The sequence below is a fragment of the Haloarchaeobius lipolyticus genome (assembly GCF_051208015.1).
GTDB lineage: Archaea > Halobacteriota > Halobacteria > Halobacteriales > Natrialbaceae > Haloarchaeobius.
Window position 1 is genome coordinate 363,158 of sequence record NZ_JBPKGF010000003.1, and the last position, 22,266, is coordinate 385,423.

Annotated in this window: 24 protein-coding genes; 20 read left to right on the forward strand and 4 right to left on the reverse strand. The window is 67.9% G+C overall.

The window, feature by feature from the left end; genetic code table 11:
- The first annotated feature begins 122 nt into the window (after positions 1 to 122).
- From ACSC1Y_RS11600 to ACSC1Y_RS11640, 9 genes are all read left to right on the forward strand, one after another.
- Entirely contained in the window at positions 123 to 746 is a 624-nt protein-coding gene (locus ACSC1Y_RS11600) for an HAD family hydrolase (protein WP_435335008.1), read from the forward strand.
- Positions 747 to 812: 66 nt separating this feature from the next.
- Entirely contained in the window at positions 813 to 1,724 is a 912-nt protein-coding gene (cbiB, locus tag ACSC1Y_RS11605; protein ID WP_435335009.1) for an adenosylcobinamide-phosphate synthase CbiB, read from the forward strand.
- A complete protein-coding gene (locus ACSC1Y_RS11610) occupies positions 1,715 to 2,527 on the forward strand; it encodes an adenosylcobinamide-GDP ribazoletransferase (RefSeq protein WP_435335011.1) in 813 nt (270 codons plus the stop codon). Before cbiB ends, ACSC1Y_RS11610 begins: the two co-directional genes overlap by 10 nt.
- Positions 2,527 to 3,105: an NTP transferase domain-containing protein gene (locus ACSC1Y_RS11615; RefSeq protein ID WP_435335162.1), complete on the forward strand. Its 579-nt coding sequence runs from the start codon at positions 2,527 to 2,529 to the stop codon at positions 3,103 to 3,105. Before ACSC1Y_RS11610 ends, ACSC1Y_RS11615 begins: the two co-directional genes overlap by 1 nt.
- A complete protein-coding gene (gene cobT, locus ACSC1Y_RS11620; RefSeq protein ID WP_435335013.1) occupies positions 3,096 to 4,094 on the forward strand; it encodes a nicotinate mononucleotide-dependent phosphoribosyltransferase CobT in 999 nt (332 codons plus the stop codon). Before ACSC1Y_RS11615 ends, cobT begins: the two co-directional genes overlap by 10 nt.
- Positions 4,084 to 5,121 carry a threonine-phosphate decarboxylase gene (locus ACSC1Y_RS11625; protein WP_435335014.1) on the forward strand — a complete coding sequence of 346 codons (1,038 nt, stop codon included), beginning with the start codon at positions 4,084 to 4,086 and terminating at the stop codon, positions 5,119 to 5,121. Before cobT ends, ACSC1Y_RS11625 begins: the two co-directional genes overlap by 11 nt.
- On the forward strand, positions 5,099 to 5,818 hold the full coding sequence (locus ACSC1Y_RS11630; protein ID WP_435335016.1) for an adenosylcobinamide amidohydrolase: 720 nt from the start codon (positions 5,099 to 5,101) through the stop codon (positions 5,816 to 5,818). Before ACSC1Y_RS11625 ends, ACSC1Y_RS11630 begins: the two co-directional genes overlap by 23 nt.
- 91 nt (positions 5,819 to 5,909) lie before the next feature.
- On the forward strand, positions 5,910 to 6,557 hold the full coding sequence (locus ACSC1Y_RS11635) for a helix-turn-helix domain-containing protein (protein ID WP_435335017.1): 648 nt from the start codon (positions 5,910 to 5,912) through the stop codon (positions 6,555 to 6,557).
- Between the two features lie 233 nt (positions 6,558 to 6,790).
- Complete coding sequence (locus ACSC1Y_RS11640; protein ID WP_435335018.1) at positions 6,791 to 7,399, forward strand: helix-turn-helix domain-containing protein; 609 nt, start codon at positions 6,791 to 6,793, stop codon at positions 7,397 to 7,399.
- Positions 7,400 to 7,565: 166 nt separating this feature from the next.
- Here the strand turns inward: ACSC1Y_RS11640 and ACSC1Y_RS11645 are convergent, their stop codons facing one another.
- Together ACSC1Y_RS11645 and ACSC1Y_RS11650 are read right to left on the reverse strand one after the other, a co-directional pair.
- Positions 7,566 to 8,063, reverse strand: coding sequence for a LabA-like NYN domain-containing protein (locus ACSC1Y_RS11645; protein ID WP_435335019.1), 498 nt, complete (start codon positions 8,061 to 8,063; stop codon positions 7,566 to 7,568).
- A 67-nt stretch (positions 8,064 to 8,130) separates the two neighbouring features.
- Positions 8,131 to 8,961, reverse strand: coding sequence for a M48 family metallopeptidase (locus ACSC1Y_RS11650; protein ID WP_435335020.1), 831 nt, complete (start codon positions 8,959 to 8,961; stop codon positions 8,131 to 8,133).
- 306 nt (positions 8,962 to 9,267) lie between these two features.
- Here ACSC1Y_RS11650 and dapA point away from each other — a divergent pair, with 306 nt between their 5' ends.
- From dapA to ACSC1Y_RS11680, 6 genes are read left to right on the forward strand one after another with little or no spacing between them, the layout of a single operon-like run.
- Positions 9,268 to 10,209 (forward strand): 4-hydroxy-tetrahydrodipicolinate synthase, encoded by a 942-nt coding sequence (gene dapA / locus ACSC1Y_RS11655; RefSeq protein WP_435335021.1) that lies wholly within the window; start codon positions 9,268 to 9,270, stop codon positions 10,207 to 10,209.
- Entirely contained in the window at positions 10,206 to 10,979 is a 774-nt protein-coding gene (gene dapB / locus ACSC1Y_RS11660) for a 4-hydroxy-tetrahydrodipicolinate reductase (RefSeq protein ID WP_435335163.1), read from the forward strand. Before dapA ends, dapB begins: the two co-directional genes overlap by 4 nt.
- Entirely contained in the window at positions 10,976 to 11,803 is an 828-nt protein-coding gene (locus tag ACSC1Y_RS11665) for a 2,3,4,5-tetrahydropyridine-2,6-dicarboxylate N-succinyltransferase (RefSeq protein WP_435335022.1), read from the forward strand. Before dapB ends, ACSC1Y_RS11665 begins: the two co-directional genes overlap by 4 nt.
- The gene (lysA, locus tag ACSC1Y_RS11670; protein WP_435335023.1) at positions 11,800 to 13,155 is read left to right on the forward strand and encodes a diaminopimelate decarboxylase; all 1,356 of its coding nucleotides are present in this window, start codon (positions 11,800 to 11,802) and stop codon (positions 13,153 to 13,155) included. Before ACSC1Y_RS11665 ends, lysA begins: the two co-directional genes overlap by 4 nt.
- Positions 13,152 to 14,024, forward strand: a complete 873-nt coding sequence (dapF, locus tag ACSC1Y_RS11675) for a diaminopimelate epimerase (RefSeq protein ID WP_435335024.1) — start codon at positions 13,152 to 13,154, stop codon at positions 14,022 to 14,024. The genes lysA and dapF overlap by 4 nt, the downstream gene beginning before the upstream one ends.
- Complete coding sequence (locus tag ACSC1Y_RS11680; RefSeq protein WP_435335025.1) at positions 14,024 to 15,118, forward strand: M20 family metallopeptidase; 1,095 nt, start codon at positions 14,024 to 14,026, stop codon at positions 15,116 to 15,118. Before dapF ends, ACSC1Y_RS11680 begins: the two co-directional genes overlap by 1 nt.
- 187 nt (positions 15,119 to 15,305) lie before the next feature.
- Here the strand turns inward: ACSC1Y_RS11680 and ACSC1Y_RS11685 are convergent, their stop codons facing one another.
- Positions 15,306 to 15,671 carry a DUF7979 domain-containing protein gene (locus ACSC1Y_RS11685; protein WP_435335026.1) on the reverse strand — a complete coding sequence of 122 codons (366 nt, stop codon included), beginning with the start codon at positions 15,669 to 15,671 and terminating at the stop codon, positions 15,306 to 15,308.
- 322 nt (positions 15,672 to 15,993) lie between these two features.
- On the opposite strand from ACSC1Y_RS11685, the gene ACSC1Y_RS11690 reads away from it, so the two are divergent.
- The 3 genes from ACSC1Y_RS11690 to ACSC1Y_RS11700 are packed head-to-tail and all read left to right on the forward strand — an operon-like array spanning position 15,994 to position 18,344.
- The gene (locus ACSC1Y_RS11690; RefSeq protein WP_435335028.1) at positions 15,994 to 16,950 is read left to right on the forward strand and encodes an ABC transporter ATP-binding protein; all 957 of its coding nucleotides are present in this window, start codon (positions 15,994 to 15,996) and stop codon (positions 16,948 to 16,950) included.
- Complete coding sequence (locus tag ACSC1Y_RS11695; RefSeq protein WP_435335029.1) at positions 16,943 to 17,731, forward strand: ABC transporter permease; 789 nt, start codon at positions 16,943 to 16,945, stop codon at positions 17,729 to 17,731. The genes ACSC1Y_RS11690 and ACSC1Y_RS11695 overlap by 8 nt, the downstream gene beginning before the upstream one ends.
- Positions 17,732 to 17,744: 13 nt before the next feature.
- Positions 17,745 to 18,344 (forward strand): TetR/AcrR family transcriptional regulator, encoded by a 600-nt coding sequence (locus ACSC1Y_RS11700; RefSeq protein WP_435335030.1) that lies wholly within the window; start codon positions 17,745 to 17,747, stop codon positions 18,342 to 18,344.
- Here the strand turns inward: ACSC1Y_RS11700 and purB are convergent, their stop codons facing one another.
- Positions 18,345 to 19,724 carry an adenylosuccinate lyase gene (purB, locus tag ACSC1Y_RS11705; protein ID WP_435335031.1) on the reverse strand — a complete coding sequence of 460 codons (1,380 nt, stop codon included), beginning with the start codon at positions 19,722 to 19,724 and terminating at the stop codon, positions 18,345 to 18,347. It abuts the gene before it with no gap.
- A 164-nt stretch (positions 19,725 to 19,888) separates the two neighbouring features.
- Between purB and purH the strand changes: the two genes are divergently transcribed.
- Both purH and ACSC1Y_RS11715 read left to right on the forward strand, forming a co-directional pair.
- Positions 19,889 to 21,505 (forward strand): bifunctional phosphoribosylaminoimidazolecarboxamide formyltransferase/IMP cyclohydrolase, encoded by a 1,617-nt coding sequence (purH, locus tag ACSC1Y_RS11710; RefSeq protein WP_435335032.1) that lies wholly within the window; start codon positions 19,889 to 19,891, stop codon positions 21,503 to 21,505.
- A gap of 148 nt (positions 21,506 to 21,653) precedes the next feature.
- Positions 21,654 to 22,244, forward strand: coding sequence for an SHOCT domain-containing protein (locus tag ACSC1Y_RS11715; RefSeq protein WP_435335033.1), 591 nt, complete (start codon positions 21,654 to 21,656; stop codon positions 22,242 to 22,244).
- The last annotated feature ends 22 nt before the right edge of the window (positions 22,245 to 22,266 follow it).

A 22,266-nucleotide genomic window follows, 5' to 3' on the forward strand; every position in this document is an offset into this window, starting at 1 on the left:
CTGGAGTGGCACCCTCCCGTGTTGTTCCGAACATATACTCGAACGAAGGGGTTGCGAGCCCTCGGCAGAGACGGACGCCGTCGACCGCACAGTTCAAGTGAGATTGCGCTAGTCACACGGTAGTGGCAGTTTCGTTCGACCTCTTCGGGACGCTCGTCGTCGTCGACAGACCCGCCGACCCGGCCGCCGCCGTCGGCGAAGCACTCCGGGAGCGTGGCGTCGCGGTCCCGGCAGACTGGGCCGACGCCTACCGCGAGGTCCACATCGACGCCCCGTCGGGCGCGGAAGTCCCGCTCCCGGCGCACGTCGCCACGGCGCTCCGGAGCCGTGGGGTCGACGCGCCGGGCAACGCCCCGCGTCGGGCGGTCGTCTCCGCGTTCGACCCGGACGTGTCGACGCGTCCGGGTGCAGCCGAGGCGGTCCGGGCGGCGGCCGAGGCCGGTCCGGTCGCCCTCTGTTCGAACTGTGCGGTCCCGGAGCTGGTCGGCCGGACGCTGGTCCGCTCCGACCTCGGTCGGGACGACTTCGATGCCGTGGTCTCGAGCGTCGGCTGTGGCTGGCGCAAGCCGCACGCGAAGATGTTCGAGACGGTCGCGGGGCGGCTCGACGTCGACCCGGCCGACCTGGTGCACGTCGGGGACGACCCGGAGACCGACGGTGGCGTCGAGGCCGTCGGGGGCCGGTTCGTCGACGTCTCGGAGACGGCGCTCACCGACCTTCCCGAGACGATGGGGTGGACTGGATGAAGGGGGGTGAGGTGGACTGGATGACGGTGGTGAGGTGTCCAGCATGACCGTCGTGGAGTGGTGTAGATGACCCTCGCGGCGACCGGTGCGGTCGGACTCGGGTTCTTGTTGGACGTGCTGACCGGTGAGCCGCCGAGCTCGGTCCACCCCGTCGCGCTGTTCGGCAGACTCGTCGCTCCCCTCGACAGGGAGTGGCGTTACCCCCGGGCCGTCGGACTGGCCGGCGCCGTCGTCCTCCCCCTGGTCGCAGCGACCGTCGTCTGGGCGCTGGTCGCCGCAGCGGTCCGGTTCGACCCGTGGCATCCCTGGACGGACGTGGTCGCCGGCGGGCTCGCCCTCTACGTGACGACCAGCCTGCGGATGCTGCTCTCTGAAGCCCTGCGTGTCGTCCGACTCACGGAGACGGACGAGGACGAGGCGCGCGAGGCACTCCTGTCGCTGGCGGGGCGAGACGCGACGGACCTCGACGCGGGCGAGCTCCGGAGCGCCGCGGTCGAGAGCGTCGCCGAGAACCTCGCAGACGGCTTCGTCGCGCCCCTGTTCGCGTTCAGCCTGCTGGTGCAGTTCTCGCTCCCGCTGGCGGCTGCCGCGGCCGCGTGGGTCAAGGCGGTCAACACGCTCGACTCGATGCTCGGCTACCGGACGAAGCCGGTCGGGACGGCCGCCGCGAAGCTCGACGACCTCGTGATGTGGGTCCCCGCCCGTCTCGCGGCGGTCCTCATCGCGCAGGCCGCTCGCCAGCCGGCGGCACTGTTCCGGGCCCGGTACTGGCTGTCGGAGGTCCCGTCGCCGAACTCCGGTTGGCCGATGGGGACGCTGGCGGCGGCGTTGAACGTTCGGCTGGAGAAGCCGGGCGTCTACGTCCTGAACGCGGGTGCCGACCTTCCGTCGCCCCAGAAGGCCCGACGCGGGGTCGAACTGGTCGGTGCGGCGGGGGTCGTCGCCGCGCTCTACGCGGGGGTGTTCGCGTGGTTCTGAGCGTCGCCGCGGTCCGGGGCGCGGTCGGCTTCCTCACCCGGATTCCGGTCGGTCACGACGAGGCCGCGTGGGACGCCTGGGTCGCGGCCCCCGCGGCGATGGTTCCGGTCGGTTACCTGGTCGGAGCCGTTCTCTCCCTCCCGTTCGTCGTCGGGGGGTTCCTCGCGCTTCCTTCACCTGTCGTCGCGTTCGCCGCCCTCGGGACGCTCATCGTCGTCACCGGTATCACCCACCTCGACGGGGTGGCAGACTGTGCTGACGCGGCCATCGTCCACGGCACTCACGTCGAGCGCCGCGAGGTGCTGAAGGACACCGTGACGGGCGTCGGCGCGCTCGCGGGCGTCGGTCTGGTGCTCGTCGGACTCGGCCTCGGGTTCCTCGCGGTCGCCGGACTTCCGCTCTTCGCGGGCGTCGCGGTCGTGCTCGCGAGCGAGGTCGGCGCGAAGGCGGCGATGGCAATCGTCGCGGCGACGGAGACGGCCCCGCACGAAGGATTCGGGAGCGCCCTGACGGAGGGTACGGGCCGGTCGACGCAGGTCGCAGCGGTCGCCCTCTCACTCCCGGTTCTGGGGGTGGGCGGTCTCCAGCAGTTCGTCGCTGTCGGCCCGTCTCCCGGCGACGGTACCGACTCCCTGATATCGGCGGCCGTGTGCCTGCTGGCCGCGCTGGGAGTAGCACTCCTCGCCCGACGCTGGGCGCGAACGCGACTCGGCGGCGTCAACGGTGACGTCTTCGGCGCGACGAACGAACTCGCCCGAATCGCCGGGCTCCACCTGGGGGTGGTCGCGTGGACGCTCTGGTGATGTGCGGCGGCCGTGGAACCCGTCTCGAGACAGACGGTGAGAAGCCGCTGTTCCGGGTCGGTGGCCGACCGATGGTCGACCGCGTCGTCGATGCCCTCGTCGAGAGTCGCGTCGAGGCCGTCTTCGCCGCGGTCTCTCCGCACGCGCCGGCGACTCGGGACCACCTCCGGAGCCGGCCCGAGACCAACCTCGTCGAGACGCCCGGCGAGGGTTACGTCGCCGACCTCCAGCACGCGCTCGCGACGGTCGAGCCACCCGTCCTCACCGTCGCGGCCGACCTCCCGCTCCTCGCGCCCGCGTGCGTGAACCAGATATTGGACCACTACGACGGATTACTCGACAACGACGGACTACCGGCCCAGCACGACGGACAGAACCTGGCCATCGTCGTCCCGACGGCCCTGAAACGGGTGCTCGGGGCGAGTTGCGACACAGAACTCGACGGCAGCGCCCCGACTGGCGTGAACGTCGTCGCCGATTCAGACTCAGAGACCATGTACACGAGCTACGACGTCAGACTCGCGGTGAACGTGAACCGACCAGCAGACGCCCGACTCGCGGAGGCGCTATGCGACTGATACTCTGCGCCGGGTCGACCCGGACGGCGAGCATCGAGGGCATCAGCGCCGCGGGCGCGGACCCCGACCTTCTCCGACACACGCCGAGTGCGGACGCCGAGATCCTCACCTACGGCGCGCCGGTCCGGGCGCCGGTCGTTCCGGTGAGTCCGACGGGCTGTCCGACGCCGGCGGTTCTCACCCGGGCCGCCCGGGAGGTACTCGACCTCGACGTGACCGTCGTCGACGCCGGGCTCGCCGAGTCGACCGCCGCGCCCACCGTCACGGTCGGTGCGGGCGTCGGCGAGGATATCAGGGAGCCGGACCCGGTTCCCACCGCTCCAGGAGCCTTCGTGGCGGCACGGGAGTTCGGTCGAGCGCTGCCGGACGACGAACTGCTCCTCGCGGAGACGGTCCCCGGCGGGACGACCACCGCACTCGGCGTCCTTCGGGCCCTCGGAGAGGAGGCGACCGTCTCGTCGTCCTTCCCCGACAACCCGCTCGAGCTGAAACGCGAGGTGGTCCGCGATGGGCTCGCCGCGTCCGGCCTCGAGACGGGTGACTGCGCGGGCGACCCACGCGACGCGGTCCGTCGGATGGGCGACCCCGTCCTGGCCGTCGTCTCGGGACTCGCACTGGGCGCGCTCGAATCCGGAACCAGCGTCACGCTCGGTGGAGGGACCCAGCTGCTGACGGCCGGTGCCCTGGTCCGTCACGCCGACTGTGACCGACCGCTCTCGCTGGCGACCACGGCATTCGTCGCGGACGACCCGGGCGTCGACATCCGTGCGGCCGCCCGTCGACTTGACCTCGACCTGACCGTCACCGACCCGGGATTCGACGACGCGGACCACGTCGCGATGGCCCGGTACGCCGCGGGCGAGGCCAAAGAGGGAGTCGGACTCGGTGGCGTGCTCGCGCTCGCGGCCGAGCGCGGCGTCCTCGCCGACGTCAGGGCGGCGGTCCCCGAGGTGTACGACGCGGTGACCGGGGGCGAGCGTGGACCCTGAGCGTCTCCGGCGGGTCGGCCGGGTGCCACACGGTGGCGAGTCCGACCCGGCCGTCCTTGACCTGAGCGCGAACACGAACCCGAAGACGCCGCCGGGAGTCGAGGACGTGTACGAGACGGCCCTGGCCGAGGCGACTCGCTATCCCGACGACGGCTACGCCGACTTCCGCGCCGCTGCTGCCGCGTTCGTCGGCTGCGACCCGTCGCAGGTGGTGCCGACGCCGGGCGGTCTCGCTGCGATACGGCTGACGATAGAGACGGCGGTCGGGCCCGGTGACCGGGTCGCGGTTCCGGCCCCGAGCTTCGGGGAGTACGCGCGGGAGGTACGGCTGCAGGGTGCGGAACCGGTCTTCGTCCCGCACGACGAACTCTGTGACGTCGACCCTGCCGGGGTCGCGCTCGTCGTCTGCTGCACGCCGAACAACCCGACCGGGGACTGCCCAGCTCCCGAGCGACTCGCGGCACTCGCGGACCGCTGTGCGGACGCGGGGACGACCCTGCTCGCCGACGAAGCCTTCCTGGGCTACACCGCACGCGACTCGCTCGCCGGCCGCGACGGGGTCGTCGTCGCCCGTTCGCTCACGAAACTGTTCGGGCTGCCGGGACTCCGGGCTGGCTACGCGGTCGCCACCGGGGAGCGACTCGCCGCCCTGCGGACGGCCAGGCGGACGTGGAACCTCGGGACGCCGGCTGCCGCCGTCGGTGCCCACTGTCTCCGCCAGCGAGCGTTCGTCAGCGAGACGCGTGAAATCGTGGGCCGCGAGCGCGAGCGACTCCGGAACGCGCTCGAACCGACGTACTCGGTCCACCCCTCGGAAGCGCCGTTCGTCCTCGTCGACTGTGGCGGCCGCGACGCCGACTGCCACGATGTCGATTCCGTGCTCGGCCGTGCCCGGGAACGCGACGTCTCACTCCGGGACGCTCGGACGTTCCGCGGGCTGGACACGCACGTCCGGGTGGCCGTGAAAGACCGGACCGCGACCGACCGTACCCTGGAGGTGTTCGATGTTCGAACCGACGGTCCGTGAGGACGTGCTCCGACTCGAACGGCCGGGGACTGACTGGCTCTCGACCGGCTGGCAGGGCGGCCGGTCGCTCGCAGACGCCTGTTACAGCATCACCGTCCCGGACGGCTGGCACTGCGACGACCTCGAGTCGTACGTGAACGAGCGGCTCCTCAGGGCAGGATTCGACGACGACACGACCACTCGACGGGTGGACGCGCCGGTACTGCTCACGGGCGTCTCGCTCGAACACGCGCGAGCTGCGCGCTGTGGCTCCTGTACGGCCTACGCGACGGTCGGCGTGTCGAACCCTGCCGCCCTGCCGATGGAGCCAGCCGGCGGCGACCTGCCCGACGGGTCGCTGACGCCGGGGACGGTGAACGTCGTGGTCGGAACGACGCGCGCGTGTGGACCGGGCGCGCTCGCGAACCTCGTCGCCGTCGCGGCTGAGGCGAAGGCCGCGACGTTGCTCGACCTGACGGGGTTCCCAGGGACCACCTCCGACGCAGTGGTCGTCGCATCGGACCCGGCGGGTCAGACTGCGCCGTTCTCCGGCAGTGCAACGCGAGTCGGAGCTGCCGCGAGGGCGTGTGTCCGTGAGGCCGTCGCCGCCTCGTTCGAGTCACGCTACAGGGAGAAAACGCCACCGTCGACCGTCGAGGAGGCCGAATTCGGCGTCCGAACCGACGTACGTGCGGCGGTCTTCGACCCCTTCCAGTGATGGGGGAGGGGTAAAAGGCCTAACAGAGTAGGTCGCGACCCAAATCTATTTGGTCGATTCTCCTTGGCCCTGGAGACGAAAGGCAGACTCGATGAGCATCGTCGCAGAACTCTCGGTCCCGGCGGACTCGTTCGCACTGGGTCGGACACTCTCCATCGACGACAACATCGTCGTCGAACTGGAGGAAGCAGTACCGACCGGTGACCGCACGATTCCGTACTTCTGGGTCCGCGGCGAGGACATCGCAGGGTTCACAGAGACGTTGCGCGCTGACCCGACGGTCCAGACCGTCGAGCAGCACGCCACCTTTGAAAACTCCGCGCTGTTCTACGTCGAGTGGGCCGAACCGGTCGAGAGCTTGCTCTACGGCGTCTCGTCGCTCGACGGTAGCATCCTCGAGGGCGTGAACTCCGCAGACCGATGGACGTTGACGGTCCGGTTCCCCGACCACGATGTCCTCGCACGGTTCCACGAGTACTGTGCTGACAGCGGTATCGACAACGAACTCATGCGGATCCAGTCGCTCGAGGGCGGTCCGGGCCCGAAGACGTACGGGCTGACACAGCGCCAGCGCGAGGCGATGCTGGCCGCGCTCGACGGCGGGTACTTCGACGTCCCCCGTGGCGTCACTCAGCCGGAGCTCGCCGAACAGCTGGACATCTCCGATTCCGCGGTCTCCGAACTCCTGCGCCGTGGGACCGCGAAACTGGTCTCGAACACCCTGAAGGACCCGTATTGACCGTGAACCCCTCCCGACCGCCGGTGAGTGCCCCGGCGGAGCAGGGTTCGGCGTCCAGTTGCCGTTCGAGTCCCGCCGTTGTAGCCGACCGACCGCCTCGTCACTCCGGGGCCTATCCCGTCTTGAACGTCCGTATTGTCCCTGCAAGAGAGTGAGGTGAGAGGAGACCCGTAGTTAGAGACGATGAGAGACGTGGGTCACGTTGGGGACGTCGGGACAGACGGTGATACGCCGTGAACTTCTACCGCATCCGGCTGTCTTCCAGGGAAGCCTTCGCGGGCCTTCCCGAGGACGACTGGCGCTTCGAACGGGTCGTCGCCTCGGACGACTGCGTCATCGCGTACGTGAGTACTTCTCCCGGCACCGCGGACGTCGATGCACTGGTCGATGCCAGGTCGGTCGAGCGGGTCCGAACCCTCGGCCCCGGTCGATACGAGTGCCTCCTCGACGAACCGCCGGTCCTCGGTGCCGCAGCACGTTTCGGCCGCCGAACGACCGTCGCTGTCGACAACGGCACGGTCGTCGTCGAGACCACCCTTCCCGATGACCTGGTCTCTCCGCTACTGGACCACCTCGAGGCCGTCGCCGCCGACGTTCGCCTCGTCGCCCGGAAACGTCTCCCGAGGCCGGCACGCCGTGATCTCTTCGCGGAGATGGTCGATACGCTCCATCTGACTCGGCCCGAGCGCGCAACGCTCGAGGCGGCCTTCTTCTCCGGGTACTTCGATGACCCACAGCAGAGCGACGCATCAGACCTCGCCACGGCGTTCGGGACCGAGGAAGAGACGGTCGTCCGTCGCATCCGACGAGCCGAGCGGGCACTGCTGGGCAACCTGTTATAGCGATTGTACTACACACCTGGTTAGCGATTGTACTACACACCTGGTTAGCGATTGTACTACACACCTGGTTAGCGATTGTACTACACACCTTGTGCAGCGATTGTACTACACACCTGGTTAGCGATTGTGGAGAACCGGCGATGCTTCCAGTGACGTATCCGCAGAGCTAGAGCAAGAAGGTATCCGGCCGCTCGGCGAGGTCGATGAACGCGTCTGCCTCCTCGATGAGCTCCTCGGCGGTCGACGACTGGAATCCCATCACCTCGACGCGCACGCCCTCGTGACGGAGGTGTGAGCAAAGTCGAGAGAAGTCGCCGTCGCCGGTGCAGAGGATGATGGTGTCGTTGTGGCTCGCGAGCGTGACCGCGTCGAGGGCCATGCCGAGGTCCCAGTCGGCCTTCTTCGACCCGTCCGAGAACGTCTTGATGTCCTTTATCTTCGGCTCGAAGCCGATGTCGACGAGCGCCTCGAAGAACGACTCCTCCTCGGGCGAGTCGGCCCGGATGACGTAGGAGATGGCTCGCGTCAGCGTCCGGTCCTGTACGCCCTTCTCGAGCAGGGCGGAGTAGTCGATGTTTCTGGTGTAGATTGACTGGGCCGTGTGGTAGAGGTTCTGCGCGTCCACGAGCATGGCGACGCGCTGCCCCGGATGAATCTCGGTCATACAACAGACCAGACGACCGGGGGTGAAAGTCCTTTACACCGCTTCGAGAAGTACACTGGTCGTGCGGTTACTCTCGGAGCCGCGCGATTCGCTTCTCGACCGGCGGGTGAGTCGCCAGGATCGAGCGGAGGATACCCTTCTCGGAGTCGAAGATGCACAGCGCCGCGGTGCTGTCGTCGAGACGGGTCTCGCCCGCGTGCTGGCTCGACGACTGTATCTTCTCCAGTGCGCGCGCGAGGGGGTCGCCACTGCCGATGTACTCTTTGGCGTCGGCGTCGGCGACGTACTCGCGGTAGCGCGAGATGGCGAGAACGAAGACCATCACGAGCAGCTGGGCGAGCATACCGGCGATCCAGCCGAGGATGAGGTCTGCGAAGTCGTTGTCGCCGGCGAGCATGACGATCCATTGGACGGCGATACCGACGATGGCCGCGATGGACTGACCGAGCACCATCGTCACCACGTCACGGTTGCGGATGTGTGCGAGCTCGTGTGCGATGACGCCTTCCAGCTCGTCCCGGGAGAGCACCTGCATCAGCTCGGTGCTGATGACGACGACGCCGGCACCACGGCGGCCCGTCGCGAACGCGTTCGGGACGCCCATGCGGGCGACCTTCAGCGTCGGCTTGTCGATGCCCATGTCGTCCGACAGTCGCTCGACCATGCGGTGTATCTCGGGATACCTGTCCTCGGGGAGGTCTTCGGCCCCGACGCTGCGCAGGGCCATCCACTTCCCGAACTTGTACTGGAACGCGACGAAGCCGAGCGTTCCGACGGCGACGAACGGCCAGACGCCCGTCCCGAACGCCGCGATGGCGACGCTCGCGATGGCGGCGTAGAAGCCGAAGAGGATGGTCCCGACGACCAGCATCCTGAGTTTGAGGCCTGTATGTCTCATGTCGTGACGTTACCGCCCCCGAGACATAAAAGACTGCTTCCGTGACGGTTCGTGCCATGGTACCGCAATACGGCATGGGCAGGTTCTGCGGGCCCCACAAACGTTATGTCTGTAGGGCCCAGTTCATCCAGTGATGACCGCAGCCACTCCGGTCCGGGTCCGAAAACCCACGAGTGGCATCCTTCGTTTTACAGGGAAAAAATTCGCGCAGTGAAGTGCTCGTAGCGGGCGTGGCGACCCCGTTCCGGGTGCGTTCGGTCGAAAGGACTGCGCGACAGACGACTTCCCACCAATCACAGACACCAGATGACAGACACCATCGAATTCAGCGGCGTCTACCCCGCGATCACGACACCGTTCCACGAGGACGGTAGCATCGACTTCGACAACCTGCAGACGAACGTCCAGCGGCTCGAATCGGCCGGCGTCGACGGCATCGTGCCCGTCGGTTCGACCGGCGAGTCGGCCACGCTCAGCCACGACGAGCACGTCGAAGTGGTCGAGGCCGTCGTCGAGGCGGTCGAGGACGTGCCCGTCATCGCCGGTTCCGGGTCGAACAACACCGCGGAGGCACTGTCTCTCTCCCAGCGGTCCGTCGAAGCGGGCGCGGACGCACTGCTCCTCATCTCGCCGTACTACAACAAGCCCGAACAGCAGGGGCTCATCGAGCACTACGAGACCATCGCGGACGCGGTCGCCGCGCCACAGATAGTCTACAACGTCCCGAGCCGGACCGGGAGCAACATCGAACCCGAGACGGTCGCCGAGCTGGCCAGCCACCCGAACATCGCCGGCTACAAGGCTGCCTCGGGCGACCTCGGTCAGATAAGCCAGGTCGTCGAGCTGACCCGGGACGAGGAGTTCGCCGTCCTCTCCGGCGACGACGGCCTCACGCTCCCGGTTCTCTCGGTCGGCGGCGTCGGCACCATCTCCGTCTCCGCGAACGTCGAGCCCGAACGGACCTGTGCACTCGTGCAGGCCGCGCTCGACGGCGACTACGCGACCGCACAGGCGCTCCACCACGAACTCGGCCCGCTCTGCCGGGCGCTGTTCTGGGAGACCAACCCCATCCCGGTCAAGGAGGCGATGGCCATCCGCGGGTACGGACCGGCACACGTTCGCTCGCCGCTGACGCGACTGTCCGACGACCTCGTCGAACCGCTCGCCGCCGTACTCGCCGACCTCGACGACGGAGACGACGCGGCCGAAGCGACGGAGTACGACCGACTCGCGGAGGTAGAGCACTGATGGCACGACTCGCCGTCACCGGTGCGACCGGCCGGATGGGCCGCGAGGTACTCGCCGCGGTGGAGACGCGCGACGACCTCGACGTGGTCGTCGCGGCCAACCGCGGCGGGACCGACGAGACGGTCGCCGGTGTCGACGTCGAACCTGCGGCCGACCTCGAGTCGCTCCTCGCCGAGCGCGAGGTCGACGTGCTGGTCGACTTCACCGGGCCGGACTCCTGCGTCGAGTACGCGCAGGCGTGTTCGGAGACGAACACGGCGTTCGTCACCGGGACGACCGGTCTCGCTGCGGACCAGCAGGACGCACTGGAGACGGCGAGCGAATCGACCGCGGTATTGCAGGCTTCTAACTTCTCGAAGGGCATCGCGGTCCTCCGCGGCCTCGTCCGCGAGGCGGCCGCGGCGCTCGACGGCTACGACGTCGAACTCGTCGAGGCCCACCACAACGGCAAGCGCGATGCGCCGTCGGGAACGGCGAACACGCTCCTCTCAGACGTCGAGGCGGCTCGTGGCGAATTTGACCGCGTTCACGGCCGGGAAGGGGAGGCACCCCGAACCGAGGGTGAAGTCGGCGTTCACGCCGTCCGCGCCGGGAACGTGACCGGCCTGCACGAGGTGTGGCTCGCGGGCGGCCACGAGGAACTGCGGCTCAGCCACCGGGCCGAGTCCCGCGGCGTCTTCGCAGAAGGCGCACTGGACGCGGCCGCGTGGCTGGCTGGACGAGACGCTGGCTGGTACGAGTTCGACGCGGTACTGGAGGGAGACGAATGAGTCTGGAAGCTGACGTACGCGACCTGTGGCATCGACACCAGGAAGACGACCTCGACGCGGACGACCCCGCGGCACACGAGGTGCTGCACGAGCTGCTCGACGCGCTCGAGTCCGGCGAGGTCAGGGCGGCCGAGAAGCGCGCGGGCTCGTGGGAGGCGAACGAGTGGGTCAAGCAGGGCGTCCTGCTGAACTTCGCACTGCACGGTATCTCGCAGTACGAGTACGGCGACGTCGTCTACAACGACGTCCTCCCACTTCAGGACACGAGCGACTACGGCGACCGCGGGAGCCGCAACACGCCCGACGGGACCGTCGTCCGGGCCGGCGCACACGTCGGCTCGAACTGCATCCTGATGAGTCCGTGTTTCGTCAACATCGGCGCCTCGGTCGGCGACGGCACGCTGGTCGACTCGTGTGACACGGTCGGCTCCTGTGCACAGATCGGCGCAGACGTCAAGCTCGGCGCGAACACGCTCATCGGTGGCGTCCTCGAACCGGTCGAGGGCGCACCGGTGGTCGTCGAAGACGGCGTCTCGCTGGGTGCCGGCTGCCGGGTCACCTCCGGCTTCGTCGTCGGCGAGAACTCGGTCGTCGGCGAGAACACGCTTCTGACGCCCCGGATTCCGGTCTACGACCTCGTCGACGAGGAGGTCTACTACGGCGAACTGCCGCCGAATCGCCGGGCGTTCCAGCGCTTCGTGGAGTCGTCGCTCGGCGACCATGACCTCATCCCCGGCGGGGCGTACAAGCCCGCCGTCGTCGCGACCGACCTCGAAGCGGAGACGCTGGAAGCGACCCAGCGCGAGGAGGTGCTTCGCGAATGAGCGGCGAGGGCGCGCAGGCGGTCCCGGACGGCTCCGTGGCCGACCACGACGCCGACGGCCCAGCAGAGGAGCCTGCCGGGAGTGGCCCGGCAGTCCGGCGACTGGCCGCCTGGGACGCCGCGGTCCTGCGCGACCTCGCCGTGGAGCACGGGAGTCCGCTCTACGTGCTCGACCTCGACCGAGTTCGGGAGAACTACCGCCGGCTCGACGCGGCCTTCGACGAGGCGGAGGTGTACTACGCGACCAAGGCGAACACGCTCGGCCGCTGTCTGGCGACCCTCGCCGACGAGGGTGCAGGTCTCGAATGTGCCAGCGCCGGCGAGGTCGTCCGGGCACTCGACGCGCTAGAACAGGTCGCTGGAGAAACCCCCCTCGTCGACGGCTCCCGGGTCCAGTACACCGCGGTCAGCCCACCGGCGGCAGACCTCGACACCGTCTGCGAACTGTGGGAGGCCTACCCCGAACTGACCGTCACGGTCGGCGCGGCCGACACCCTCGACCGACTCGAGTCGCGTGACTACGACGGCCGCCTCTGCGTCCGGGTCAACCCCGGCGTCGGTGCGGGCCACCACGAGAAGGTTCGGACCGGCGCGGACGCCAAGTTCGGCGTCCCGTACGACGAAGCCGCCGACCTGCTCGCCGAGGCCGACGACCGCAACTTCGACGTCGTCGGCATCCACGCCCACGCCGGCTCGGGCATCTCGGACGAGTCCGACCTCGCGAACCACGAGGAACTCGTCTCGCGGATGGGCGACCTCGCTCGTGAGGCACCCGTCCCGCTCGAGTTCGTCGACGTCGGCGGCGGCTTCGGCGTCCCGTACCACGAGGACGCGCCCGCGCTCGACCTCGACGCGGTCGCCCAGGCGACTCGCGAAGCGCTCGGCGAGGTCGACGCGACCCTGCGCATCGAGCCGGGTCGCTACCTCGTCGCAGACGCGGGCGTGCTCCTGACGACCGTCAACACGGTCAAGGAGACCCCGGAGACCGTCGTCACGGGCGTCGACACCGGGATGACGACGCTTCTCCGCCCGGCGATGTACGACGCCTACCACGCGATTCGGAATCTCAGCGCAGATATCGGCGACGCAGAACGAGAGACCGTCGGCCAGACGGTCGTCGGTCCCATCTGCGAGAGCTCCGATTCGTTCTGTTCGAACCGACCGCTCCCGCGACCGGAGCGAACCGACCTGCTCGCCATCGGCAACGCCGGCGCCTACGGCTACGAGATGGCGAGCCACTACAACTCCCGTCCGAGACCAGCCACGGTCACGCTGGCGGACGGCACGGCGTCACTCGCACGTCGCCGTGAGACCCTTGCGGACGTGACCAGACTGGAGGTAGACCACCAATGAGCATCTCACAACGACGCGTACCTTTCGACAAGTACCACGGCACCGGCAACGACTTCATCGTAGTAGACGCGGACCAGTACGTCCCGGACCGCGCTGCCTTCGCGACTCGCTACTGCGACCGCGTCGAAGGCGTTTCGGGCGCGGACGGACAGGGAGAACGCGGCGCCGACGGCGTCCTGTTCCTTCATCTCGAGGAGAAGTACCGACCACCACGCGTGGTCATGACGCTCGTCCAGCCGGACGGCTCGACGGCCGACATGTGCGGTAACGGTGCGCGGGTCGCCGCCGAATGGGCGATGGAGCGTACCGGCGCGACCCAGGTGATGATCGACACCCAGGCGGGCACCCGCCACGCGATGGCCGTGGAAGATGGCATCGCCATCGAGATGGGCGAACCGTCGTTCGACCCCGAGGTCGTCCCGCTCGACCGCGACGACGAACTCGTCGACGAACAGCTCGAGGGCTACGCGGTGACCGGCATCAACACCGGCGTTCCGCACGCCGTCATCTTCGTCGATGACGTCGAGGACGTCGACCTCGAGGCCGATGCGCCGCCCATCCGCCATCACGACGTGTTTCCGGAAGGCGCGAACGTCACCTTCGCGAGCGAGCGCGACGACGGCGGCTTCGACCAGCGTACCTTCGAGCGCGGCGTCGAGGGCGAGACGCGGTCCTGCGGGACCGGCGCCGTCGCTATCGCAGCCGTTGCGAAGCACCTCGGCAAGCTCGACGCGGAAGAGGTCTTCATTTCGCCGCCCGGCGGTGACCTCGTCGTGGAGGTCCCCGACGACGGCCCGGCCGTCCTCCGCGGACCGGTCGTCCACGAGTTCGACGGCGAGGCAGCTGTCACGCCGCCGTCGGCCGACTGATGGAGGAGACGTTCGATCCCATCGCGTTCCTCGACCGGGCGGTCAGGATCGACTCCTCGACGGACGTCACCGAGATGCGGACGTTCCTCGTGGAGACGCTGGCAGCCCACGGCGTGGAGGCGACGGTCGACGGCGCCGGGAACACGCTCGCGACACGCGGCCGCGGCGATGACGGTCCGCACGTCGTGTTGAACACGCATATCGACACGGTCCAGCCGCACGTACCCTACGAACGGGACGACGATGCCGGCGTCATACACGGCCGCGGCTCGTGTGATGCGAAAGGACCGCTGGCGGCGCTCCTCGCGGGATTCCTCTCGGTGTCTGACGACATTCCCGGGCAGGTCACCCTGGCGGTCACCCCGGACGAGGAGGTTCTCTCGACAGGGGCAGCTGCACTGTCGTTCGACGACCCCGACTGCTTCATCGTCGGGGAGCCGACGAACCTCGACGTCTGTACGGCCGCGAAGGGCCGGTTCCAGGGAACCATCACGCTCTCGGGCGAGAACGCACACGCCGCCGAGCCGGACTCTGGCGTGAACGCGATTCGCGCGGTCCGCGAGGTCATCGATGCACTGGACAGCTTCGACGACCGGTCGGATGCACCGCCTGTCCACCCGCAGCTGGGCGGGGCGACGCTCACCCCGACGACCATCGAGGGTGGGACGGCAACGAATCAGGTTCCGGCAGAGGTCCAGGTCGTCGTCGACCGTCGGAGCGTCCCGCCGGAGACGGCCGAGGGATTCCGGGAGTCGCTCCTCGCGCACCTGCGAGAGCACGTGCCTGCGGCTGTCGGCGTCGAGTTCGCGCTGACCGAACGAGACACGCCGTTCCTGGAGGCCTGGGATACGGACGAGTCGGCACCGGTGGTCCAGGCGCTCTGTGCGGCGGCTGGGGCGGAGACGCGCCCATTCGCCGCGGCGACTGAGGCCTCCTACTTCGCCCAGCAGGCGCCGACGGTCGTGTTCGGGCCGGGCGTCCTCGCGGACGACGATGGTGCGGTGGCGCACGCACCCCGCGAGTACGTCGAACTGGCGCAGGTGAAGCAGGCTGCGGACGCGGTGACGATGGCGGTAGCCGCGATTATCGGGTGAACGCTGCGACGGGTCCAGGCGGAGAATCGTCTCAGAAAGGGCGAACAGGCGGCACGTACAGTCCTCGCACCCGGCGTGCCGCACACCCGCCTCGACCGTGGTGCGACCGTTCTCAGATCACGACGGGATTGGCCGCGGCCTCGTACTTGAACCATCGGCCGTGGAGAAACTGTCTCGGCAGAGATGCTCAGTCACGGAACTGCCGAACGACGGGTGTGAGTAGACAGACCAGTCCGACGACCGCCGAGAGGGCCGCGCCGAGGCCGAAGGGTGTCCCGAAGTCGACGTAGATGGGCCGTCGGAAGACGTGCCAGCTGTCGTCGGCGAACACCGCGATGGTGCCGCGCCCAGGACCAGGTGCGGCTTCTGGACTCCGGTAGACGAGCGTCTCACCGGCCCTGGCGCGTGCGACGGCAGCTCTGTCTGCGGCGGAGAGGTCGGACACGTCGACGACCCAGGTAGCAGAGACGGGATCGTCTGTCGCGCCCTCGTAGACGAACCCGACCCGGATCGCTCCGACCGTCAGAACCAGCGCAAGGGTCAGCAAGACCACACCGAGGAAGAACAGGACGAAGCGTCTGCTAGAACGGGGCAGAGTTCTGGAACCGGGCGGGCTCCGGAGGGTACTCGACGGTCCACGCAGGGTCGGTCCGACCGAGCCTCGTGGGCAAGGCCGAGAGCGGTTCGGTGAAGCCGAGTTCACAGAGCTATAAACGTCCGCGGTAGCTTTCCGTGTCTCGCCGGTCTTTAATCATTGGACAGATGCTCATTTCTGGTTCGTTGACTATAGCTGTGAGGCGTCTATAGGGCGGTTTCAGAGCCTCGAAAATGAGTGAACAGTACATTCATGAGTTCACCTATCGTCTCTGTGAGCAATGAACGCCATCGACGTATCGGGGTTGACCAAGGAGTACGGCGAGGTGCTCGCCAACGACGACGTGTCGTTCTCGGTGGGGGTTGGAGAGGTGTTCGGCTACCTCGGGCCGAACGGAGCCGGGAAGACGACGACCATCCGAACGTTGCTGGGATTCCAGACGCCGACTGCAGGCACTGCGAGCCTGTTAGGAGCGGACGTCCACGACGAGCGTGCGCTCGTCGAGGCCAAGCGGCGAATCGGCTACCTGCCGGCGAATCCTGCGTTCGACGAGGAATCGACCGGTCGGGCGGTTCTCGACCTCCACGCCGCGGTCAAGGGTGACACGAGACGGGATGAACTGCTGGAGCTGTTCGAGGTTCCGCTCGACCGGAAGGTCCGGAGCTACTCGACCGGACAGAAGCAGAAGCTCGGACTGGTGCAGGCGTTCATGCACGACCCCGAGCTGGTCATCATGGACGAGCCCACGTCCGGTCTGGACCCGCTGATGCAACAGCGGTTCAACGAGTTCGTCCGCGACGAGAAGGAGCGAGGGACCACCATCTTCCTCTCCTCGCACGTCCTCACCGAGGTCCGGAGCGTCTGCGACCGCATCGCCATCATCCGCGACGGTAGACTGGTCACCGTCGAACGCGTCGAGGACCTGCTCGGGCGGTCGGGCAAGTCGGTTCTGGTCCGGACGGAGGGTACCGTCGAACAGTCGGAGGTGACCCTCGCCGGAGTCCACGACCTCTCGATACGACAGGTGTCTGGCGTCGGAACAGAGGCGGTCGTCGGTGACGGAAGTGGCGGCGAGCGAGCCCGAGAGACGGGAGGCACGGAGCTCTCGTTCACCTTCACCGGTGACGTCAACGAGCTGGTCGACTTCATCGACCGGTACGACCTGCTCGAACTGGACGTCGAGGAGGCGCCGCTCGAGGACGTTTTCATGCGGTTCTACGGTGACGACGATGTTTGAGCTCGCGCGGTACGACGGGCGGAAGCGGCTGAAGGGCGCGGTGGCCATGTCCGTAGGAATCGCGCTACTGACGCTGCTGTACGTCGGGATGTTCCCGTCCATCTCGAACGCTGCGAACCTGGACGAACTCCTCGCGAGCTACCCGCCCGCGATGCGCGAGGCGTTCGGAATCAGGACGCTGAACACCATCGAGGGCTTCCTCGCGACCCAGCTGTACGCGTTCGCGTGGGTCCTCCTACTCGGGATCTACTTCGCGTACGCCGCGGCCAGCCTGGTGGCCGGCGACGTGGAGGACGAGAAGATGGACATGACGCTCTCGATGCCGGTCTCGCGGAGCCAGGTGTTGCTCGAGAAGTTCGCCTCGCTCGGCGTTCCGTTACTCGTCGCGAACGTCCTGCTCCCGGTGGTCGTCTTCGCCGGGACGATGGCTATCGGCGAGGAGGTCCCGGTCGCGGGCGTGCTCGCGGCGCACGCGCTCTCGATTCCGTACCTGCTGGCCTGCGCCGGCATCGGCATCGTCGCCTCGGTCGTCTTCGACCGGGCCGACGTCGCCCAGCGAGTCGCAGTCGGCGTGCTGTTCGGGCTGTTCCTCATCGATGCAGTCGTCGTGGACACGGCGCTGGAACCGCTCGGCCTGCTCGCGCCGATGCACTACTACGACCCGGCGGCCATCCTCGTCGACGGGAGCTACGACCTGCTCGGCGCGGGAATCCTCCTCGTCGCGACTGCCGTGCTCGTGCTGGTGAGCCGTGCGTACTTCCAGCGGAAGGACATCACGTGATGGGTGGTCCGAGATGACGAACGGTTTCACGCAGGTCGAACGAGAACGGATTCGCGAGACGTTGCTGGCGGAGGGGCGCGACCTGTTCAGCAGGTACGGCCTGAAGAAGACGACCATCGCCGACCTCACCGAGCCTGTCGGTATCGCCCCGAGCACCTTCTACCAGTTCTTCGACTCGAAGGAGGCGCTGTACGTCGAGATACTCCAGCGCGAGGGTGAGCGGCTCCTCCCCGGGGTGCTGGCTCCGCTGGGAGAACACGACGACCCAGAGGCAGCCATCGTCGCCTTCCTCACCGGCATCATGGACGTCATCGAGACGAACGACCTCATCCGGCAGGTCGTCTTCGACCCGGACGAGGCTGCGCGGTTGCGGGCGCAGTTCACCGACGAGGAGGCGGCGGCCCGGCGCGAGGAGAAGCTCGCGTACTTGCTCCCCTACATCGAGGCGTGGTACGAGGCGGGCGCAGTCTGGGGGCCAAGCCCGGAGGTGGTCGCGAACGCCATCCGGTCGGTGACGCTCCTCTCGCTCCACCGGGAGGAACTCGGCGAGGACCGCTACGACGAGACGCGGGACCTCGTCATCCGGGCGGTGGCGAAGGGGCTGACGAGCTGACTACTCCAGTTCGTCGACGAGGTCGCTGCCGACGCCGACGTAGGTCTCGGGGGTCAGTTCTTTCAGCTCCTTTCGTACGTCCTCACTCACGTCGAGGTCGTCGAACAGGGCGTAGAAGTCGTCCAACGCGACGCGCTTGCCCCGGGTCAGTTCCTTCACGCGCTCGTAGGCCGCCGTGTCGCCCTCGCGCCGGAGGATGGTCTGGACGGCCTCGCCGATGACCTCGGGGGTGTTCCGGAGGTCGTCGCGCATGACCTGCTCGTTCGGGACGACCTTCGAGAGGCCGGACTGGGTCTTCGCGTAGCCGATGAGGCAGTGGGCGAAGGCGGCGCCGATGTTCCGCTTGACGGTCGAGTCGGAGAGGTCGCGCTGGAGCCGCGAGGTGGTGACGTAGTCCGCGAGGAAGGTGAGGTCGGAGTTCGCCTTCGAGAGGTTCCCTTCGCTGTTCTCGAAGTCGATGGGGTTGACCTTGTGCGGCATCGTCGACGAGCCCGTCTCGCCTTCGACCGCCTCCTGGCCGAGGTAGCGCTTCGAGACGTAGAGCCAGAAATCGCGGTCCATGTCGACGACGACGTTGTTGACGCCGCGGACCGCGTCGAAGACCGCCGCGAGGTCGTCGCAGGGGTTGACCTGCGTCGTGACGGGCGCAAAGTCGAGGCCGAGGCCGGTGACGAACTCGCGGGCGAACGCGCGCCAGTCCACTTCGGGGTAGGCAGCGACGTGGGCCGCGTAGGTTCCGGAGGCACCGCCGAGCTTCCCGGCGAGGGCATCGCTCGCGCCCCGGAGTCGGGCAGTCGTCTTGCCGAGTCGCGCCGCGTAGACGGCGACCTCCTTGCCCCAGGTGGTCGGTGTCGCGGGCTGGCCGTGGGTGTGCGCCAGCATCGGCAGGTCGCGGTGCTCGCGGGCCATCTCGGTCAGCTGGTCGATAAGGCCGTCGAGTTCGGGGAGCAGGACCTCCTCGACGGCTCCACGGACGAGCAGCCGGTGGGCGAGGTTGTTCACGTCCTCGCTGGTCAGGCCGAAGTGGATCCACTGGGCCGCGTCGAGGCCCTCGGGGAGGTTGACCCGGACGAAGTACTCGACCGCCTTCACGTCGTGGTTCGTCGCCGTGAACTCGCCATAGCCCTCGGTCTCTATCTGCTTGACGAGTTCTGCGTCTGCATTGGACCAGTCCTCGTACAGGGCGCGGAGTTCGGCGCGCTGCTCGTCGTCGATTTCGAGCGGTGTGGCATCGAGATCGGCGAGCGCGACGAGATACTCGACCTCCACGCGGACGCGGGCCCGCATGAGCGCGGACTCGCTGGCGTACGGCGCGAGCGGTCGGGTTCGACCGGCGTAGCGGCCGTCCAGGGGCGAGACGGCGGTGAGGGGGTTCGACATGGCCGGAACTGTCCGCGCCGGTCGCAAAAGCCTGTCGGAAACATCCGTGTTCGTGCACAGTCGAGGCTGGAAAGGGCTGGAAAATCGGTATTCAATACACGAACGTGCACACTCTCTCGGTCTCGACCGCAACTACTTTCCTTCCCGCCCGTCGCCCATCTCGTATGACACGCATCGCCGGTCTCGCCGGGAACCGCGGTCGTAACCTCCTGCACCTCGACGACCTGCGCCCGGGCGGCGCGGAGCTCGAAGTCGTCCTGACGAACACCGAAGACGCCCCCGTCTTGGCGGAGGCCGAATCGCGCGGCATCGCCACCGAAGTCGTTCCGCTTCGCGACGGCGAGGACCGCCGCGAGCACGAACAGCGAGTCGTCGACGCCCTCGCCGACTACGACGTCGACCTCGTCTGCCTCGACGGCTACATGCGAATACTCTCGGAGACGTTCCTCGACGAGATGCCGCTGACGCTCAACGTCCACCCGAGCCTGCTGCCCTCCTTCCCGGGCATGAACGCCTGGGGAGACGCCCTGGAGGCGGGCGTCAAGACCGTCGGCTGCACGGTCCACGCGGTCACGAACGGCATCGACGAGGCTGGGAACGTCGTCGAGAGCGAGGTCGACGCGGGGCCAATCGTCACGCAGGAACCCGTCCCCGTCTACGAGGGCGACGACGCCGACGACCTGAAGTCGCGCGTGCTCTACCAGGGCGAGTTCAAGGCGTACCCCCGCGCCGTGAAGTGGGTCGCCGAAGGCCGCGTCTCGGTCGACTGGGACGCGAACGCGGTCCACGTCGAGGGAGACGAAGAAAGCGACCTGCCCCAGCGCCGGGTCGTCACCGAGGACCGCCACGCCGACCTCCGCTACGGCGAGAATCCCCACCAGGACGCCGCGCTCTACGCGGACACCACCTGCGAGGAGGCCAGCGTCGTCCACGCCGAGCAGCTGAACGAGGGCGCGAAGGCGCTGTCGTACAACAACTACAACGACGCCGACGGCGCGCTCAACCTCATCAAGGAGTTCGACGAGCCCGCCGCGGCCGTCATCAAGCACACGAACCCGGCCGGCTGTGCGACCGCGGACACCCTCGCCGAGGCGTACGCGGACGCGCTCGCGACCGACGCGAAGTCCGCCTTCGGCGGCATCGTCGCGCTCAACCGCGAGTGCGACGCCGAGACGGCCGAGCTCGTCACCGACTCGTTCAAGGAGGTCGTCGTCGCCCCCGGATACACCGAGGAAGCACTCTCCATCCTCTGTGAGAAGAAGAACCTGCGCGTCCTCGACGTGGGCGAGCTGACCGACGAACGCGAGCCCTTCACGAGCAAGGAGCTCGTCGGCGGCCGACTCGTCCAGGAACGCGACCTCGCAGAGGTCACCGTCGACGACCTCGAGGTCGTCACTGAACGCGAACCGACCGAGGAGGAGCTCGAATCGATGCTGTTCGCGTGGAAGGTCCAGAAGCACGTGAAGTCGAACGGTATCGTGTTCGCGAAGGGAACCGAAACCGTGGGCCTCGGTGTCGGCCAGGTCTCGCGTGTGGACGCGGTGGAGATCGCCGCGATGAAGGCCGAACGCGACGCCGAAGGGAAGTCCGCCGACGGTGCCGTGATGGGAAGCGACGCGTTCTTCCCGTTCCCGGACGCGGTCGAGGCGGCCGCGGAAGCCGGCGTCGAGGCGGTCATCCAGCCCGGCGGCTCGAAGAACGACGACAAGGTCATCGCGGCCGCGGACGAGCTCGGGATGACGATGGTGCTGACTGGACAGCGGTGCTTTAGGCACGACTGAGAGGAGGGCCTGAAGCTCGTCGTGGCGCGTAAGCGAAACAGACGCTGTTTCCGTCACGACTGAAGCCGTAGGACAAAGGAATTCGAAGGCTCGTGACCGCTGTCCCGACGGACCGGCTTCAAGTGTCCCGAGCACCTATCTCTACGGCATGAAACTGCTCTCCAGCCCGAAGGTGAAAGCGCTCACCGCGGGCATCGTCCTGACGCTGTTCGCCCTCGTCGGCGTCTCACTGTGGGGGCTCTTGCAGACCGTCGCAGCCATCGGGACCGCGGGGTCGACCCCGCTGCTCGTCGCGATGGTGTCCGCAGGTGCACCGTGGCTCGTCGCCGCGGTTCTGCTGACGCTGTTGTCCAGTGTGCTGACGGTGTGGTTGCTCCTGGTGCTGGTGAGTCAGGTGTCGCTCCCGCGGCTCCAGAGCGAACGGCTCTCCAAACTGGCCGGATTCTTCGAGTACCGCGTTCCAGGGCTACCCAACTACGGCATCGCGGACTGGCTCGCACCGCCCGAACCGACCGTCGAGGAGCGGCGCGATACGCTTACAGAGCGGTACGTCGCCGGCGAGCTGTCGGACGCGGAGTTCGAGCGGAAGCTACAGCGCCTCTACGAGCAGGACGAGGGGCTGGAACCGGGACGGATGCGCGACGACCTGGATATGCTTCTCGACGACTCCGACTCCCGGGCGTCCGTCGCTTCGGTCGAATCTCACGATGTCACTGGCCTCGAACAGAGTGGTCGGTGACGTCTCGCTCGACCGTTCTCGC

Excerpts from the sequence above, each read along its gene's own strand:
- cbiB (WP_435335009.1), top strand. The coding sequence starts at position 813 with ATGACCCTCGCGGCGACCGGTGCGGTCGGACTCGGGTTCTTGTTGGAC.
- ACSC1Y_RS11615 (WP_435335162.1), top strand. The coding sequence starts at position 2,527 with ATGTGCGGCGGCCGTGGAACCCGTCTCGAGACAGACGGTGAGAAGCCG.
- cobT (WP_435335013.1), top strand. The coding sequence starts at position 3,096 with ATGCGACTGATACTCTGCGCCGGGTCGACCCGGACGGCGAGCATCGAG.
- ACSC1Y_RS11630 (WP_435335016.1), top strand. The coding sequence starts at position 5,099 with ATGTTCGAACCGACGGTCCGTGAGGACGTGCTCCGACTCGAACGGCCG.
- ACSC1Y_RS11635 (WP_435335017.1), top strand. The coding sequence starts at position 5,910 with ATGAGCATCGTCGCAGAACTCTCGGTCCCGGCGGACTCGTTCGCACTG.
- ACSC1Y_RS11645 (WP_435335019.1), bottom strand. The coding sequence starts at position 8,063 with ATGACCGAGATTCATCCGGGGCAGCGCGTCGCCATGCTCGTGGACGCG.
- ACSC1Y_RS11650 (WP_435335020.1), bottom strand. The coding sequence starts at position 8,961 with ATGAGACATACAGGCCTCAAACTCAGGATGCTGGTCGTCGGGACCATC.
- dapA (WP_435335021.1), top strand. The coding sequence starts at position 9,268 with ATGACAGACACCATCGAATTCAGCGGCGTCTACCCCGCGATCACGACA.
- ACSC1Y_RS11665 (WP_435335022.1), top strand. The coding sequence starts at position 10,976 with ATGAGTCTGGAAGCTGACGTACGCGACCTGTGGCATCGACACCAGGAA.
- lysA (WP_435335023.1), top strand. The coding sequence starts at position 11,800 with ATGAGCGGCGAGGGCGCGCAGGCGGTCCCGGACGGCTCCGTGGCCGAC.
- dapF (WP_435335024.1), top strand. The coding sequence starts at position 13,152 with ATGAGCATCTCACAACGACGCGTACCTTTCGACAAGTACCACGGCACC.
- ACSC1Y_RS11680 (WP_435335025.1), top strand. The coding sequence starts at position 14,024 with ATGGAGGAGACGTTCGATCCCATCGCGTTCCTCGACCGGGCGGTCAGG.
- ACSC1Y_RS11690 (WP_435335028.1), top strand. The coding sequence starts at position 15,994 with ATGAACGCCATCGACGTATCGGGGTTGACCAAGGAGTACGGCGAGGTG.
- ACSC1Y_RS11695 (WP_435335029.1), top strand. The coding sequence starts at position 16,943 with ATGTTTGAGCTCGCGCGGTACGACGGGCGGAAGCGGCTGAAGGGCGCG.
- ACSC1Y_RS11700 (WP_435335030.1), top strand. The coding sequence starts at position 17,745 with ATGACGAACGGTTTCACGCAGGTCGAACGAGAACGGATTCGCGAGACG.
- purB (WP_435335031.1), bottom strand. The coding sequence starts at position 19,724 with ATGTCGAACCCCCTCACCGCCGTCTCGCCCCTGGACGGCCGCTACGCC.
- purH (WP_435335032.1), top strand. The coding sequence starts at position 19,889 with ATGACACGCATCGCCGGTCTCGCCGGGAACCGCGGTCGTAACCTCCTG.
- ACSC1Y_RS11715 (WP_435335033.1), top strand. The coding sequence starts at position 21,654 with ATGAAACTGCTCTCCAGCCCGAAGGTGAAAGCGCTCACCGCGGGCATC.